Genomic DNA, 14927 nt, shown 5'->3' with positions numbered 1-14927 from the left:
AACACAACTGGACGGCATCTGATATTATTGAAAGCACATCGCCGATATCTGGCGTGATGAAAACACAAGGAGTTGGGATGACTTCACAATCCCGGGAACATCATTCACCCGAAGCATTGCGCGCGGTGGTTATCGGCGTGCTGAGTGACTTTGAACATCCGACGCTGCATCACAATCTGACGACCTTGAAAGCCCTGCGCCATGTGGCACTTCTGGACGGCAAGCTGCACATCGAGCTGGTGATGCCCTTTGCCTGGGCCTCAGCCTTTGAAGAGCTGAAGGCACAAGTCAGCGCCGAACTGCTGCGTCTCACCCATGCGAGCGCCATCGACTGGCGTTTGCGCCACGACATCGCCACGCTGAAGCGCGTGAAAAATCATCCTGGCGCAACAGGCGTGAAGAACATCATTGCGGTGAGTTCCGGTAAAGGCGGCGTGGGCAAATCCAGCACCGCGGTGAACATGGCGCTGGCGCTGATTGCCGAAGGTGCGAAGGTCGGTATTCTCGATGCCGATATTTACGGCCCGTCGATTCCCAATATGCTCGGCACCGAGAGCCAGCGTCCGACCTCGCCGGATGGCACGCATATGGCGCCGATCATGGCGCACGGACTGGCGACCAACTCGATTGGCTACCTGGTCACCGATGAAAATGCCATGGTGTGGCGCGGCCCGATGGCCAGCAAAGCGCTGATGCAGCTGCTGAACGAGACGATGTGGCCGGATCTGGATTACCTGATTCTCGATATGCCACCGGGCACCGGCGACATCCAGTTGACGCTGGCGCAAAACGTCCCGGTGACGGGCGCGCTGGTTGTCACCACGCCACAGGACATCGCCCTGATTGATGCGCGTAAAGGCATTGTGATGTTCGAGAAGGTCAGCGTGCCGGTGTTGGGGGTGGTGGAGAACATGAGCATTCATATTTGCAGCGAATGCGGCCATCATGAGCCGATTTTTGGCACCGGCGGCGCGCAGAAACTGGTGGCGGATTACCACACGCAGCTGCTGGCGCAACTGCCGCTGCATATCAATCTGCGTGAGGATCTGGATGATGGTGAACCAACGGTGATCCGTCGTCCGGACAGCGAATTCACTGCACTGTACCGTCAGTTAGCCGGACGTGTGGCGGCACAGCTCTATTGGCAAGGTGACGTGATTCCGGCCGATATTGCCTTCCGCGCGGTTTAACGCTTCACTTTTCCGCTGGCGCGCGCCGTCAGCGGAAAATGCATCAGCACATATTTTCCTTGCTCGCTCTCACCGGTGGCTTCACGCTGCCAGCCATGTTTCAGGTAAAACGCCTGCGCTAACTCATTCAGCATCAGACATTTCAGCACGCCGGTTGAAGTAAAACGCTGTTGTACGGCTTCCAGCAAGGCGCTGCCAACGCCACGGCCCTGAAAGTCGGGATCGACATACAGGCTGTGCAGGAAGTTGTCATTAGGAAGGATGCCCGCGAACCCGGCGCGGTGGCCATCGACCAACGCGACTAACACCGTCTCCCCCAAAATCACGCCATCAAGATCTTCCAGTGCCCAATCATCGCCATCCAGCCAGGTCCAGTTGTGACGACGTGCTGCCAGAAACAGTGTGCGCAGAAAAGGGCGGTCGGCTTCCTCAAATAATCGAATGTCCAAGCACGGGCTCCATCATAAACAAGGGTATGTAGCGTGGCGGTCGCTTAAAATGGCAACCTTGGGTAACACTAGCCGACGAAAAAAGATAAAGCCTGTCAAATCATCAGGCTTTCTGTGTAGAATGCCGCGGCAAGCCGCATGGAATCTGGCATCAGCACTTTGATAGCTTTTGATTATCTGATTGATAACGACTGCATATTAGAAGTTGGCCCGGAAAAACTGTAACTTGCATCACATCTTTTAACGGAGGTCACCATGTCCATCATTAATACCAAAATCAAACCATTCAAAAACGCAGCGTTCAAAAACGGCGAATTCATCGACGTAACCGAGAAAGACGTTGAAGGTAAATGGAGTGTATTCTTCTTCTACCCGGCTGACTTCACCTTCGTTTGCCCAACTGAGCTGGGTGACGTGGCAGACCATCACGAAGAACTGCAGAAACTGGGCGTAGACATCTACTCTGTTTCTACTGACACGCACTTTACCCACAAAGCCTGGCACGGTTCTTCCGAAACCATCGCAAAAATCAAATACGCGATGATCGGCGACCCAACTGGCGCACTGACCCGTAACTTCGAAATCATGCGCGAAGACGAAGGTCTGGCAGATCGCGGTACCTTCATTGTTGACCCACAGGGCATCATCCAGGCTATCGAAATCACCGCTGAAGGCATTGGCCGTGACGCATCTGACCTGATCCGCAAAATCAAAGCGGCTCAGTATGTGGCTTCTCACCCAGGTGAAGTTTGCCCAGCTAAATGGAAAGAAGGCGAAGCAACACTGGCTCCATCTCTGGACCTGGTTGGCAAAATCTAAGCAACACCCAGCCATTCGATCTTTCTCAATCGGGTGCTACGGCACCCGATTTTCTTGACAGGAACTCACTATGCTCGATACCAATTTAAAAACACAGCTCAAGGCTTACCTTGAGAAATTAACGAAACCGGTTGAGTTGATTGCCACACTGGATGATGGCGCTAAATCTGCGGAGATCCGTTCTCTGTTAGCCGATATCGCGAGCTTGTCAGAAAAAGTCAGCTTTCGTGAAGAGAATGATCGTCCGGTTCGTAAACCCTCTTTCCTGATCACTAACCCAGGCAGCCAGAGCGGCCCACGCTTCGCCGGTTCGCCAATGGGTCACGAATTTACGTCACTGGTGCTGGCCCTGCTGCAGACCGGTGGACACCCTTCGAAAGAGTCGCAGAGCCTGCTGGAGCAAGTGGTTGCTCTGGACACCGACCTGCATTTCGAAACCTATTACTCGCTGTCATGCCACAACTGTCCTGACGTGGTACAGGCGCTGAACCTGATGGCAGTGCTGAACCCACGCATCAGCCACACCGCCATTGACGGTGGCATGTTCCAGAACGAAATCGCCGAACGTAACGTGATGGGCGTTCCAGCGGTATTTCTGAACGGCAAAGAGTTCGGTCAGGGCCGTCTGAGCCTGGCAGAAATCGTTGGCAAAGTGGACACCAACGCTGAGAAACGTGCAGCAGAAGAGCTGAACAAGCGTGACGCCTATGAAGTGCTGATCGTCGGCAGCGGCCCAGCGGGCGCAGCGGCAGCGATTTACTCCGCACGTAAAGGTATCCGCACTGGCCTGATGGGCGAGCGTTTTGGTGGCCAGGTGCTAGACACCGTGGACATCGAAAACTACATCTCCGTACAGAAAACCGAAGGCGCGAAGTTGGCCGGTTCACTGCGTGCCCACGTCGATGATTACGATGTTGACGTCATCGACACCCAGAGCGCCATTAAGCTGATTCCTGCGGCGAAAGAGGGCGGTCTGCACGCGATTGAAACCGCGTCTGGCGCAGTCCTGAAATCACGCAGCATCATCATTGCCACCGGCGCACGCTGGCGCAACATGGGCGTGCCGGGTGAAGAGCAGTATCGCACCAAAGGCGTGACTTACTGCCCACACTGCGATGGCCCGCTGTTCAAAGGCAAGCGCACGGCGGTGATCGGCGGCGGTAACTCCGGCGTTGAAGCGGCTATCGACCTCGCAGGTCTGGTTGAGCACGTGACGCTGCTGGAATTCGCCAGCGAAATGCGCGCCGACAAAGTGCTGCAGGACAAACTGCGCAGCCTGAAAAACGTCGATGTGATTCTGAATGCGCAGACCACCGAAGTGAAAGGCGACGGCAGCAAAGTGACCGGGTTGAGCTACATCGACCGTAACAACCAGACCAGCCACGAGATCGCGCTGAGCGGCATCTTCGTGCAGATTGGTCTGTTGCCGAACACCACCTTCCTGGAAGGCGCGGTAGAACGTAATAAGATGGGCGAGATCATCATCGACGCCAAATGCGAAACCAGCCTGAAAGGCGTGTTCGCAGCGGGTGACTGCACCACGGTGCCGTACAAGCAGATCATCATCGCCAGCGGTGAAGGCGCGAAAGCCTCACTCAGCGCGTTCGATTACCTGATCCGCACCCAACCGGCTGAATAAGTTTTATTGCGATAGCCACGCAGCCGCCCCGTAACGGATGTTACGGGGCTTTTTTTTGCCTGTTTTTCATCCCAACCAACGGCGTGCTTCCGCATCGCTCACGTCGCGGTAATAAACTTTATGCAAACGTTCGCCGCAACTTTTACATCGAGCTTCAACATGGGTGGAAAAATAGTGGCGACCGGAAGGGCAAATAGCCCCTTTGCGCGAAATTCGAATGTCGTGCCATTTATGGGCGTGCGGAATAAAGCTGAATAATTTTGAGATCATTATCGATTCCGGAATTGGATAGGCAGTGACTCTCTTCAAGTCCGGAGGGGGATTAGGCCTTGCTACGCCTGGCAGGGCGTTGATGTGCATCAATGAATACGAAGGCGCGTGTTGATTAGTCGATTTTTCAGTGATTAGAATAAATCTGGAAAATTCAGAAGAGAGTTAATTAATGATGATAATTGATCGAAACGGCTCTTTTTAATATTTAGCCTGTCGAATTATTTTAACTATTTTGATTTAGTGCCGTTTTCAGCATCCTTCAAACGACCACGATTTACAATCCTTCACGCTCGCCTTATCCTGTATGCGGCATGTTCACCATGCCATGACTCGGGGTGCCCCTGTTAAACAGGGCTGAGATACACCCGCTGACCTGATCTGGATAATGCCAGCGTAGGGAAGTCAGATGCCTGACCGCATTCGCCTTCTTGATCGCCGGTTGGGAGTTTTATGACACAGCCTGACCTTCTTACCCCCGCGCAATTCGCGCAATCTCTGCAGCTGCTGCGTCAGCAGGCACCGCTGGTGCACTGCATGACCAATGACGTGGTGCAAACCTTTACCGCCAATGTGCTGCTGGCTTTGCAAGCCTCTCCCGCGATGGTGATCGATGCCGAGGAAGCCGCGCAGTTCGTGAGTTTTGCCGATGCGCTGCTGATCAACGTCGGCACCTTAACCCGCGACCGTCGCGATGCGATGCTGGCAGCGGTACAGTCCGCTTCTAAAGTCGGTACGCCCTGGACGCTCGATCCGGTCGCGGTTGGCGCACTCTCATTCCGTACCGAATTCTGCCAGCAGTTGCTGAGCCTGCATCCCGCCGCGATTCGTGGCAACGCCTCGGAAATCCTCGCGCTGGCTAACCAGGCTGCGGGCGGACGCGGCGTGGACAGCGTGCATCAGGCCGATGCCGCACTCAGCGGGGCGCAACAGTTGGCACAGGATTACCACACGCTGGTGGCGGTCACCGGCGAAGTCGACTACGTCACTGATGGCAAACGCACACTGGCTATTCCAGGCGGGAGCCCGCTGATGACGCGCGTGGTCGGCACCGGCTGCGCGCTTTCCGCCGTGGTCGCGGCCTTCAGCAGCTTACCAGGCGACCGCTTGCAGCATGTGGCGGCGGCATGTCGCGTGATGTCGCTGGCAGGCGAGCAGGCGGCGCGTGCTGTTCAGGGGCCAGGCAGCTTTGTCGCGGCTTTCCTCGATAACCTCTGGACGCTGGAGGTTGCCATATGAAACGCATCAACGCGTTGACCATTGCAGGCACTGACCCGAGCGGCGGCGCGGGCATTCAGGCCGATCTCAAAGCCTTCTCCGCGCTGGGTGCGTATGGCACCAGTGTGATTACCGCGCTGGTGGCGCAGAACACCTGCGGCGTACAGTCGGTGTATCGCATTGAACCCGAATTCGTTGGGGCGCAATTGGATTCGGTGCTGGATGATGTGCGTATCGATGCCGCCAAAATCGGCATGCTGTCGGAAACAGCGATTGTCGAAGTGGTGGCCGAGCGGCTGAAACGCGCCAGACTGCCGTTTGTGGTGCTGGATACGGTGATGATTGCCAAGAGTGGCGATCCGCTGCTGTCGCCGGATGCGGTCGCCAGCGTGCGTGAACTGCTGCTGCCGCAGGTGTCGTTGATCACCCCCAATTTGCCGGAAGCGGCTGCGCTACTGGGCCGTGATATGGCGCAGGATGAGAAAACCATGCTGATGCAGGGCGATGCGCTGCTGGATCTCGGTTGTGAAGCGGTATTGATGAAAGGCGGACATCTCAGTGATGCCGAAAGCCCGGATTGGCTAATCACCCGCGCGGGCCGTCAGCGCTTTACCGCACCACGCGTCAATACGCGCCATACCCACGGCACCGGTTGTTCGCTGTCAGCGGCTTTAGCGGCACTGCGTCCACGCCACGATAACTGGGCGGATACAGTCACCGAAGCCAAAGCCTGGCTGCAGCAGGCCTTGCAGCACGCGGACTCGCTGGAAGTCGGCAAGGGCATTGGTCCGGTGCACCATTTCCATCAGTGGTGGTAGGGCAGCAGAACGGCGATTAAGGCGTGCCTCTGTGTTGCAGGATTCAACCTGAAGGCTGCCCATCGCAAGGTGGCAGAATTTTTTTACTGCGTATCCGTCTGAAAAATGGAGTCAGCAATTTGCCAGCCTGGCGCTTTTCGGTCCAGGCTGTTGGGGGCGAATCGGCCATTGCCGGTTCCATTCCAGCCATTTATTTCAGGAGCCAACATGACGGACATCGTACAGTTATTGGGCAAAGAAGCGGATTCACTTCTTCAACATCGCTGCATGACCATTCCAGCGGACAGCCTTTATTTACCGGGCGCGGATTTCGTTGATCGTGTGATGATCGACAACAATCGTTCTCCTGCCGTATTACGCAACATGCAAACCCTGTATAACACTGGTCGCCTGGCGGGCACCGGCTATCTGTCGATTCTGCCGGTCGATCAGGGCGTTGAGCACTCAGCGGGTGCCTCTTTTGCCGCCAACCCGGCTTACTTCGATCCGAAAAACATTGTTGAGCTGGCGATTGAAGCTGGCTGTAACTGTGTCGCCTCTACCTATGGTGTGCTGGCCTCGGTATCACGCCGCTATGCACACCGCATTCCGTTTATGGTGAAACTGAACCACAACGAAACCCTGAGCTATCCCACCCAGTACGATCAAACGCTGTATGCCAGCGTCGAGCAGGCATTCAACCTGGGGGCGATTGCGGTGGGCGCGACCATCTATTTTGGTTCTGAGCAGTCACGCCGCCAGATTGAAGAGATCTCAGCTGCCTTTGAGCGTGCGCATGAGCTGGGAATGGTGACCGTGCTGTGGGCCTATCTGCGCAATGATGGCTTCAAGAAAGACGGCGTGGATTACCATGCCAGCGCCGATTTGACCGGCCAGGCCAACCATCTGGCGGCGACCATTGGCGCAGATATCGTCAAGCAGAAAATGGCCGAGAACAACGGCGGCTACAAGGCGGTGAAATTCGGCCATACCGATGAGCGCGTCTACAGCAAGCTGACCACGGAGAACCCGATCGATCTGGTGCGTTACCAGCTGGCGAACTGCTATATGGGCCGTGCGGGATTGATCAACTCCGGTGGCGCATCAGCCGGAGACACTGACATTGCCGAATCGGTGCGTACTGCGGTGATCAACAAACGTGCGGGCGGGATGGGGCTGATACTGGGCCGTAAGGCGTTTAAGAAGTCGCTGAAAGAGGGCGTACAGCTGATTAATGCGGTGCAGGATGTTTATCTGGCGAAAGATGTCACGATTGCGTAATTGATTGCCCAAATCCCTTCCCGCAAGCGGGAGGGGAATAGGTCAGCGGAGTAATGATTGGGGATTAATCGAGAGCATGGGGACGAAATCTTATCTGCAAAGCTCTCTTTATTGAGCGGCAACACGCGCTTCACCCGCCCGCCAATCGCACTTTGCTTGGGTCTCCCCCTTTATATGGGAGAGGATCAGGTTGAGGGCATCTAATCGCAGACAATCTAAGGCGCTTCAAACCACTCGCTATTACGCTCAGCAATCGGCGTGATGGTTAAAATCATCTCCTGCAGATGACGTCGCATCGCCGCTTCTGCCGCTTCAACATCTTGCGCTTTTAACGCCTGGTAGATGTTTTCATGCTGCTGAATCAGGCTGTCCGGTGGCGACACTTCACTCAGGGTCAGGAAGCGCACGCGGTCCATGGTGGCTTTGATGTTCTCCACCGTTTCCCACGCCAGCAGGCAGTTAATCCCTTCGGCAATCAGGCGGTGAAACTCATCGTCCAGCGCTAAGAATGCCTGGCTGTCGTGACGTTCTGCCGCCAGACGCTGCAACTGAAGATTGTGCTCCAGCGCCATCAAGCCTTCGGGAGTGATCTCCTGTGCCGCGCGTCGCACCACGGCAATCTCCACCGCTTCACGGATAAAACGGCCGTCGGCCACACGCTGGGCGGAAATTTTACGCACGAAAGTGCCGCGCTGCGGCAGCACCTGCACCAGGCCCGCTTCCGCCAGTTTGATAAACGCTTCGCGGACTGGCTGGCGCGACACATTAAAGCGCGCGGACACTTCTTTTTCCGACAGCAACGAGCCGGGATGAATGGCGCAGGTCACGATATCTTTGCGCAGATAACGATAGATCTGCTGATTTACGGGTTCGCTGGTGGTAATGGTATAGGCAATCGACATGCAGCAATATCCGTATTACGGCTGGCCTACGCCAGCCCGATGAGAAAGGTTCAGTCTAATCAGCACGCTGCATCTGCGCTACACATTTGTGAAGGCACTTATGCCTGTGTCACAAGGGCTTGTACCGTCGCGCGTGCACCTTGGGTATTAAGCTGGTTATACAACTCGGTGACGCGCGAGACAAAGGCGGTCTGATAACGTAAATCATCGCCAAATACCGCTTGTATCCGCAGTAAGGCTTCGACGCGCTGTGCACCCTCATCACTGTGCGCAACGATGCTCGCCAATTGTTCTTTCATTGGATCGCGAATCTCAATCGCCTGACCTTGCTCATCGACACCGCTCACGTAACGCATCCAGCCCGCCACACCCAGCAGCAGATAGTCACACGAGGTGCCGTTACGCAGATGCCAGCGCACGCTGTCCAGCAAACGCTGTGGCAACTTCTGCGTGCCATCGGTGGCAATTTGATAAGTGCGATGCTTGATGGCGCGGTTTTCGTAGCGAGCGATCAGCGAGTCGGCATAGGCGGTGAGATCCACGCCCTGAGTACGCAGCGTCGGGGCCTGATCCTGTAACATCAGCGCGCGTGCCGCCGTACGGAAGTGGTTATCAGCCATGCAATCGCTGATGTGTTCGTACCCGGCGAGGAAGCCGAGATAGGCGAGGAAAGAGTGGCTGCCGTTCAGCATGCGCAACTTCATCTCTTCAAACGGCAATACATCACTGACCAGCTCAGCACCGGCATTTTCCCACGCCGGGCGACCGTTAACGAAGTTATCTTCGATGACCCATTGGAAGAAGGGTTCTGCTTCTACCGCCACCGGATCGCTGCTGCCTAAGCGCGCTTCCAGCGCATCAAATGCCGCATCGGTCATGGCGGGAACGATGCGATCCACCATGGTGGAGGGGAAGGTGATGTGCGTTTGAATGTACTCTGCCAGTTCGTGGCTATGGCGTTCTGCCAGCTGGGTGACGACGTTGCGCGTGACGTGACCGTTCTCTGGCATGTTGTCGCAGGACATTACGCTGAATGGCGTTAATCCACGTTCGCGGCGACGGATAATCGCCGCCAGAATCAGGCCCGGCAGTGAACGCGGCTGCGTGGGGTTTTCCAGGTCATGCACGATATCAGGATGATCCGGATTGAGCTTGCCGCTGGAAGGCATGTAGCAATAGCCTTTCTCAGTCACCGTCATCGAGACAATTGCCACATCCGGCTGGCTCATCGCCTCAATCACCGCATCAATGCCGTCGCCTTTGCCATGCAGGGCTTGCGTCACCACGCCAATCACGCGGGTGTGCAGGCTGCTATCGGCCATCTCAGTGAGGGTATATAGCAGGTCTTGCTGACGCAGCGCCTGAATCAATGCGCCACTGTTGAGGTTCACTTCGCAGTAGCCCCAGTCACTGCCTTCCGTTGCCAGTTTATCGGTCGCAAGCGCCTGATGGGCACGGTGAAAAGCACCAAAGCCGATGTGCACCATGCGGGTTTTTAACTGGCTGCGGTCATAAACGGGACGTTGGACGTCGGCGGGGAGGCGATCAAGCTCTAACATGCGTTTTCCTTTTAGCAAACGGGGCGCTGAGCGCCCCATTATGGTCAATCTGTTATGCGGACACCGGTTTATCTACGGTCTTTGGGCTGCGAATCACAAACAGCACCAGCATCGCACCAATCCCGGCGACACAGCCCGCCAGAATAAAGGCGCTGTCGAATTTACCGGTGTGCTGCACGATATAGCCTGTGACAATCGGTCCAACAATCCCGGACAGGCTACCAATCAGATGGATAAAGCCACTGATGCTGCCCACACGGCTTTTGTGCACCACATCCTGAATAATCGCCCAGTAAATAGCACCGGTGATGTAGAGGAAGAAGATGGAGATCGACATCATGATCACCGCGGAATTCACCTCTTTAATCGTTCCCGCCAGTGCTACACAGATGGCGGCAGCCAGCAGCGAGACCACCAGGACAATTTTGCGCGACAACAGCAGCTTGCCGGTGATGTTGAAAATCTTATCCGAAATCCAGCCACCCAATGCGAGGCCGACGAAGCCGACAATCCACGGGATCATGGTGGTGATACTCATGGATTTGATATCCAGGCCGTGCGCCTGCACCAGATAAGCCGGGAACCAGCTCAGGAAGAAGAACAGAATATAGTTGTAGCAGAAGAAGGCAAAAGCGGTGACCAGAATAATCGGCTGACGCAGGTAGTAACCCATGCCGTGCGCTTTGCCTGATGAATCGATGACATCAGCCGGTTCTTCCGCTTTCAGTTTCTCGACCAGCGCGCGCTCTTCTGCAGAGACTTTTTTGCTGCGTGCCGGGTTATCAGCAGCGAAGAAGAACCACAGACCCATCCACACCAGGCCAATCACGCAGATCACCACGAACGCCGGACGCCAGCCAAATGACAACGCCAGATAGCCCACAATCGGACCAGCGACGGCACCACCCAGCGGCGAACCCGCACTCAGCAAGCCCATTGCGGTAGCGGCTTGTTTTTTCGGGAACCAGCCGTTGATGGCCTTGTTTGCCGAGGCGCAGATTGGGCCTTCCGCCATGCCGAACAGCACGCGCAGAATCATCATCGACCAGAAGCCGGTTGCCAGTGCGGTCATGCCGCAGAACAGCGACCACATACCGACGGCGGTGCCGAGCACGATAGTCGGGCCGAATTTATCGGTCGCCAGGCCACCGATAAAGTTAAACAGCGCGTAGCCAAAGAAGAAGCTACCGAAAATCATGCCGAACTGTTCGGCGTTGATCATCAGGTCTTTTTCTACCAGCGGTACAGTCAGAGAAAGGGCAATACGATCGAGGTAGTTGATCATATAAACCAGGAACAACAGCAGTACGAGGGTCCAGCGTAGATTCTTTAACATAGAAACTCCGTTTCCCCATCATGCTTCAATCTGTTTCTGTGTGGCCTGTTTAATCTCATCCCCTTCGGGGATTTAATCAGTTGCCGCTTTGATACAGCCTGAAGCATTGAGAGGATTATTATATTGGCCGGCGGGTACGCACCGGATTAAGGACACCTGGTGTGAAGATTAACTTAACCCATGTGCAGAATCACTTTGCAGCAGGTGCGCGGATCTTTTTCGAACAGCGTCATCGCTTTTTCAATCTCGGCCAGCGGGAAATAGTGGGTGACTAATTTCTCTGGCTGAATCTGACCTTTCTCCATCCACTCAATCACCTGCGGGAAGCGATTGCTGTTCAGGCGCGAGGTAAATAGTGATAACTCTTTGCTGGTTAACGCCTGCTGCGTGATGCTGCAAGGCTCACCGGAGAAGCCGAGCAGGCCAATACGCGCCGCCGGAGAGGCGAGGGCAGCGGCTTCTGCCAGAATGGTCGGATGGCAGGCGGCATCGATGATCAATGTTGGCTGCATGCCTTCCAGCTGTGCGGCCAGCGGAATCTCACTGTTGTTGAACACCTGATCAGCGCCATTTTCCTGCGCCAGCGCCAGACGTTCCGGCAGACGATCCACCACCAGCACTTTTTCCACGCCGTAGACGCCTTTCAGCACCTGAATGGCGGTTAAGCCCATCGGGCCTGCGCCGTAAATCAGCGCCACGTCATTGGCCTGCGGTTTGAGGAAGGCGGTGATGTTCGCCGCGATGGTGAACGGTTCCACCAGGCTGGCGAGTTTGTCCGGAATAGAAGCGGGCAGAGTAAAAGCGTTTTTCGCCGGTGCTACCGCATATTCGCTGAAACCACCGTCACGGTGCACACCGATTACCTGCAGTTCTTTGCAGACGTTTGGGCGACCGATGGAGCAGGGGTAGCAGTGTCCGCAGCTGACGACCGGATCAACCGCCACACGCTCGCCGATACGCGCGGCTTCCACGCCTTCACCCACCGCATCGATCAAGCCAAAGAATTCGTGGCCAATCACGCGCGGGTATTTGGCGAATGGGTTGTGGCCGTGCCAGATGTGCACATCTGAACCGCAGATACTGGCAAACTGCACTTTGACGCGCACTTCGCCTGCGGCTGGTTCAGGCAATGCGCGTTCTGCCACTACCAGTTCACCCGGTTGTTCAATTACGACACTTTTCATCATCTACTCCTTGCCAGATACACGCTCAATTGGTGGATTTGGCATCAACGGGAATGCAATGAATGAAAAATACGCTTGCTAATACTACCATACAAGTCGGCGTTAAAGAGTTGTGAAGAGAGTCACAGAGTGCAGGAAGAGGGAGCGAAGAACTGTGGCAGTTTGGAAGATGGGGCAGTGGAGTTGGAGTGGGGCTGAAATAGCAGAGATTTGAGATTTGAGATGTGGGATTTTCAGATTGAGCCGACAATGACTTTAGATAGGACATCGCCCGACTATTCCATTCATCGCCTCCCAAATTGCAGGCATAAAAAAAGCAGCCTGATAGGCTGCTCTTTTCAAGAATTTGGCTCCTCTGACTGGACTCGAACCAGTGACATACGGATTAACAGTCCGCCGTTCTACCGACTGAACTACAGAGGAATCGTTTGGAACGGGGCGCATAGTAACGAGCAGGCTCTGGGTTGTCAAAGGCCTTTTCTACATTTTTTACTGACTGCTGAATAAAGCGTCAATTTTACGATTTTCTCCGCCTTAGCGCGCTGAATCACCCTCCATAACAGGATGATTTGTGATGCAAGTCACTAATGTTATGCAAAATTACATTCTGATTTGTCGATTTTGTCAGATACCTCGCATGTATGATCACAGATATTTCATTTCGCCGTTGTGGCGGCCAAAAGCGAAACATATATTCCAGATCAATTCCCACCCACAACTCCAGGTGCAGCATGAACAAAGTCAGAATCGGAATGATCGGCAGTGGTTACATTGGTCGTTGTCACGCCATTGCTTACGCGCAGGCTCCCACTGTTTTTGCGCTGAAAGGCGAAATCGTGCGTGAAATGCTGGCAGAGGTGAATCCTGAACTGGCTGCCAAACAGGCGGCAACCTTTGGCTTTGCCCGTTCAACTGGCGACTGGCACGAGCTGGTGCGCGATCCCAACATTGATGTGGTCGATATCTGTGCCCCGAACTTCCTGCACAAAGAGATGGCGCTGGAAGCGATCCGTAACGGCAAACACGTTTATTCCGAGAAACCGCTTTCGTTGTCTGTGGCCGATGCAGAAGAGATGGTGCAGGCCGCGCAGCAGGCCGGCGTGAAAACGCTGGTGGGCTTCAACTACATGAAAAACCCGACCAGCCAACTGGCGCGTGAAATCATTGCGCGTGGTGAAATTGGTGAAGTGATTCATTTTTACGGCACCCACAACGAAGACTATCTGGCACGTCCGGAAACCCCGCTCGACTGGCACTGTCAGAAAGCGCTGGCCGGTTTAGGTGCGCTGGGCGATTTGGCGGCGCATATCGTCAACATGGCGCACTATCTGGTGGGCGACATCGAAGAAGTCAGCGGCGATATGATGACGGTAATTAAACAGCGGCCCGATCCGAAAGACCCTTCACGTCTGCTGCCGGTAGAGAACGAAGATCAGGCCAGCGCGCTGCTGCGCTTTAAAAACGGTGCGCACGGCGTTTTTGAAACCTCGCGCATCGCCTGTGGCAGCAAAATGGGCCTCACCTACGTGGTCACCGGCACCAAAGGTACGCTACGCTACACCCAGGAGCGCATGGCCGAGCTGGAGCTGTATATCCATGATGAACCTGCTGGACGTCAGGGCTTCAAAACCATTCTGACTGGCCCGGCCCATCCGGATTACGCCAACTTCTGCGTATCAGCGGGTCACGGTATTGGTTTTAACGATCAGAAAACCGTGGAGATCCGTGACTTGATCAACGGTATCGCAGCCGGCGATCGTATGTGGCCAGATTTTGCCGAAGGTTTGCAGGTGCAAAAAGTACTGGAAGCGGTGGCGGTGTCCGCTGTCGAGCGTCGCTGGATGAAAGTGTAACGGCCTTCTTACAGTACGCATTCAAGCTATTGGGCAGGTTAGGGCAGCTTCTAAGCCGGTAGTGAATATTGCTAAAGAGTGATTCTGGCAGCAGCCAAAGTTAGCCAATGAGCGCAATGTCTAACAGGCAGCACCTCTGATAGCACGCATAAAAGCTAATGAGCAGGCTGGGGTCGCGATGGGGCTGGCATTTCGCAGCGCTGAACGGAATGAGGAAGCCAGGAGAGCCAGCATGGATGCTGGCGAAAGGCGCAGCCGGAACAGTGATGTTCCGTCTGCGCCGGTCCGTCCGGCTGACGAGTGAAGTGAAGGCACCGCGTCAGCGGCGCGAGGACCGCCAGCCCCATCGCGACCCCAGACTGCGTTATCACCAGCAACCCAGACTGCGTTATCACCAGCAACCCAGACTGCGTTATCACCAGCAACCCAG

12 protein-coding genes, 1 tRNA gene, 1 pseudogene and 1 riboswitch are annotated in these 14927 nt (G+C 55.2%); of the genes and pseudogenes, 8 read left to right on the top strand and 6 right to left on the bottom strand.

What is annotated here, in order from left to right:
- Positions 1–77: 77 nt before the first annotated feature.
- Complete coding sequence (gene apbC, locus AC1MDE_RS21035) at positions 78–1190, top strand: iron-sulfur cluster carrier protein ApbC (RefSeq protein ID WP_058961432.1); 1113 nt, start codon at positions 78–80, stop codon at positions 1188–1190.
- Here apbC and AC1MDE_RS21030 read toward each other — a convergent pair.
- Positions 1187–1639, bottom strand: a complete 453-nt coding sequence (locus tag AC1MDE_RS21030; RefSeq protein ID WP_058961431.1) for a GNAT family N-acetyltransferase — start codon at positions 1637–1639, stop codon at positions 1187–1189. The genes apbC and AC1MDE_RS21030 overlap by 4 nt on opposite strands.
- Before the next feature lie 255 nt (positions 1640–1894).
- Between AC1MDE_RS21030 and ahpC the strand changes: the two genes are divergently transcribed.
- The 5 genes from ahpC (at position 1895) to fbaB (ending at position 7663) form a co-directional block, all read left to right on the top strand.
- Positions 1895–2458 carry an alkyl hydroperoxide reductase subunit C gene (gene ahpC / locus AC1MDE_RS21025; RefSeq protein WP_034824884.1) on the top strand — a complete coding sequence of 188 codons (564 nt, stop codon included), beginning with the start codon at positions 1895–1897 and terminating at the stop codon, positions 2456–2458.
- Between the two features lie 70 nt (positions 2459–2528).
- Positions 2529–4097 carry an alkyl hydroperoxide reductase subunit F gene (ahpF, locus tag AC1MDE_RS21020; RefSeq protein WP_058961430.1) on the top strand — a complete coding sequence of 523 codons (1569 nt, stop codon included), beginning with the start codon at positions 2529–2531 and terminating at the stop codon, positions 4095–4097.
- A gap of 594 nt (positions 4098–4691) precedes the next feature.
- Positions 4692–4787, top strand: a riboswitch (TPP riboswitch).
- Positions 4788–4820: 33 nt separating this feature from the next.
- Entirely contained in the window at positions 4821–5606 is a 786-nt protein-coding gene (thiM, locus tag AC1MDE_RS21015; RefSeq protein ID WP_058961415.1) for a hydroxyethylthiazole kinase, read from the top strand.
- Entirely contained in the window at positions 5603–6403 is an 801-nt protein-coding gene (thiD, locus tag AC1MDE_RS21010) for a bifunctional hydroxymethylpyrimidine kinase/phosphomethylpyrimidine kinase (protein WP_058961414.1), read from the top strand. The genes thiM and thiD overlap by 4 nt, the downstream gene beginning before the upstream one ends.
- A 207-nt stretch (positions 6404–6610) precedes the next feature.
- The gene (gene fbaB, locus AC1MDE_RS21005) at positions 6611–7663 is read left to right on the top strand and encodes a class I fructose-bisphosphate aldolase (protein WP_045832840.1); all 1053 of its coding nucleotides are present in this window, start codon (positions 6611–6613) and stop codon (positions 7661–7663) included.
- Positions 7664–7878: 215 nt separating this feature from the next.
- Here the strand turns inward: fbaB and AC1MDE_RS21000 are convergent, their stop codons facing one another.
- The 5 genes from AC1MDE_RS21000 to AC1MDE_RS20980 all read right to left on the bottom strand — a co-directional run bounded on the left by AC1MDE_RS21000 (position 7879) and on the right by AC1MDE_RS20980 (position 13067).
- A complete protein-coding gene (locus AC1MDE_RS21000; protein ID WP_480345060.1) occupies positions 7879–8565 on the bottom strand; it encodes a GntR family transcriptional regulator in 687 nt (228 codons plus the stop codon).
- Positions 8566–8663: 98 nt separating this feature from the next.
- Positions 8664–10124: a mannitol dehydrogenase family protein gene (locus AC1MDE_RS20995; RefSeq protein ID WP_058961413.1), complete on the bottom strand. Its 1461-nt coding sequence runs from the start codon at positions 10122–10124 to the stop codon at positions 8664–8666.
- A 52-nt stretch (positions 10125–10176) separates the two neighbouring features.
- A complete protein-coding gene (locus AC1MDE_RS20990) occupies positions 10177–11460 on the bottom strand; it encodes an MFS transporter (protein ID WP_034824866.1) in 1284 nt (427 codons plus the stop codon).
- Positions 11461–11633: 173 nt separating this feature from the next.
- Complete coding sequence (locus tag AC1MDE_RS20985; protein ID WP_058961412.1) at positions 11634–12644, bottom strand: Zn-dependent oxidoreductase; 1011 nt, start codon at positions 12642–12644, stop codon at positions 11634–11636.
- A 347-nt stretch (positions 12645–12991) separates the two neighbouring features.
- Positions 12992–13067, bottom strand: a tRNA-Asn gene (locus AC1MDE_RS20980).
- A gap of 308 nt (positions 13068–13375) precedes the next feature.
- Between AC1MDE_RS20980 and AC1MDE_RS20975 the strand changes: the two genes are divergently transcribed.
- A complete protein-coding gene (locus AC1MDE_RS20975; RefSeq protein ID WP_058961411.1) occupies positions 13376–14497 on the top strand; it encodes a Gfo/Idh/MocA family protein in 1122 nt (373 codons plus the stop codon).
- Between the two features lie 209 nt (positions 14498–14706).
- A pseudogene (locus tag AC1MDE_RS20970) lies at positions 14707–14927 on the top strand (hypothetical protein); the annotation flags it as partial.

This window comes from Pantoea folii (genome assembly GCF_056678875.1).
This window is presented reverse-complemented; position numbering and strand designations above follow the sequence as displayed.

Coding starts and splice junctions, on each gene's coding strand:
- AC1MDE_RS20995 (WP_058961413.1), bottom strand. CDS start 10,124: ATGTTAGAGCTTGATCGCCTCCCCGCCGACGTCCAACGTCCCGTTTAT.
- AC1MDE_RS21000 (WP_480345060.1), bottom strand. CDS start 8,565: ATGTCGATTGCCTATACCATTACCACCAGCGAACCCGTAAATCAGCAG.
- thiD (WP_058961414.1), top strand. CDS start 5,603: ATGAAACGCATCAACGCGTTGACCATTGCAGGCACTGACCCGAGCGGC.
- ahpC (WP_034824884.1), top strand. CDS start 1,895: ATGTCCATCATTAATACCAAAATCAAACCATTCAAAAACGCAGCGTTC.
- apbC (WP_058961432.1), top strand. CDS start 78: ATGACTTCACAATCCCGGGAACATCATTCACCCGAAGCATTGCGCGCG.
- AC1MDE_RS20990 (WP_034824866.1), bottom strand. CDS start 11,460: ATGTTAAAGAATCTACGCTGGACCCTCGTACTGCTGTTGTTCCTGGTT.
- thiM (WP_058961415.1), top strand. CDS start 4,821: ATGACACAGCCTGACCTTCTTACCCCCGCGCAATTCGCGCAATCTCTG.
- fbaB (WP_045832840.1), top strand. CDS start 6,611: ATGACGGACATCGTACAGTTATTGGGCAAAGAAGCGGATTCACTTCTT.
- ahpF (WP_058961430.1), top strand. CDS start 2,529: ATGCTCGATACCAATTTAAAAACACAGCTCAAGGCTTACCTTGAGAAA.
- AC1MDE_RS20975 (WP_058961411.1), top strand. CDS start 13,376: ATGAACAAAGTCAGAATCGGAATGATCGGCAGTGGTTACATTGGTCGT.
- AC1MDE_RS20985 (WP_058961412.1), bottom strand. CDS start 12,644: ATGAAAAGTGTCGTAATTGAACAACCGGGTGAACTGGTAGTGGCAGAA.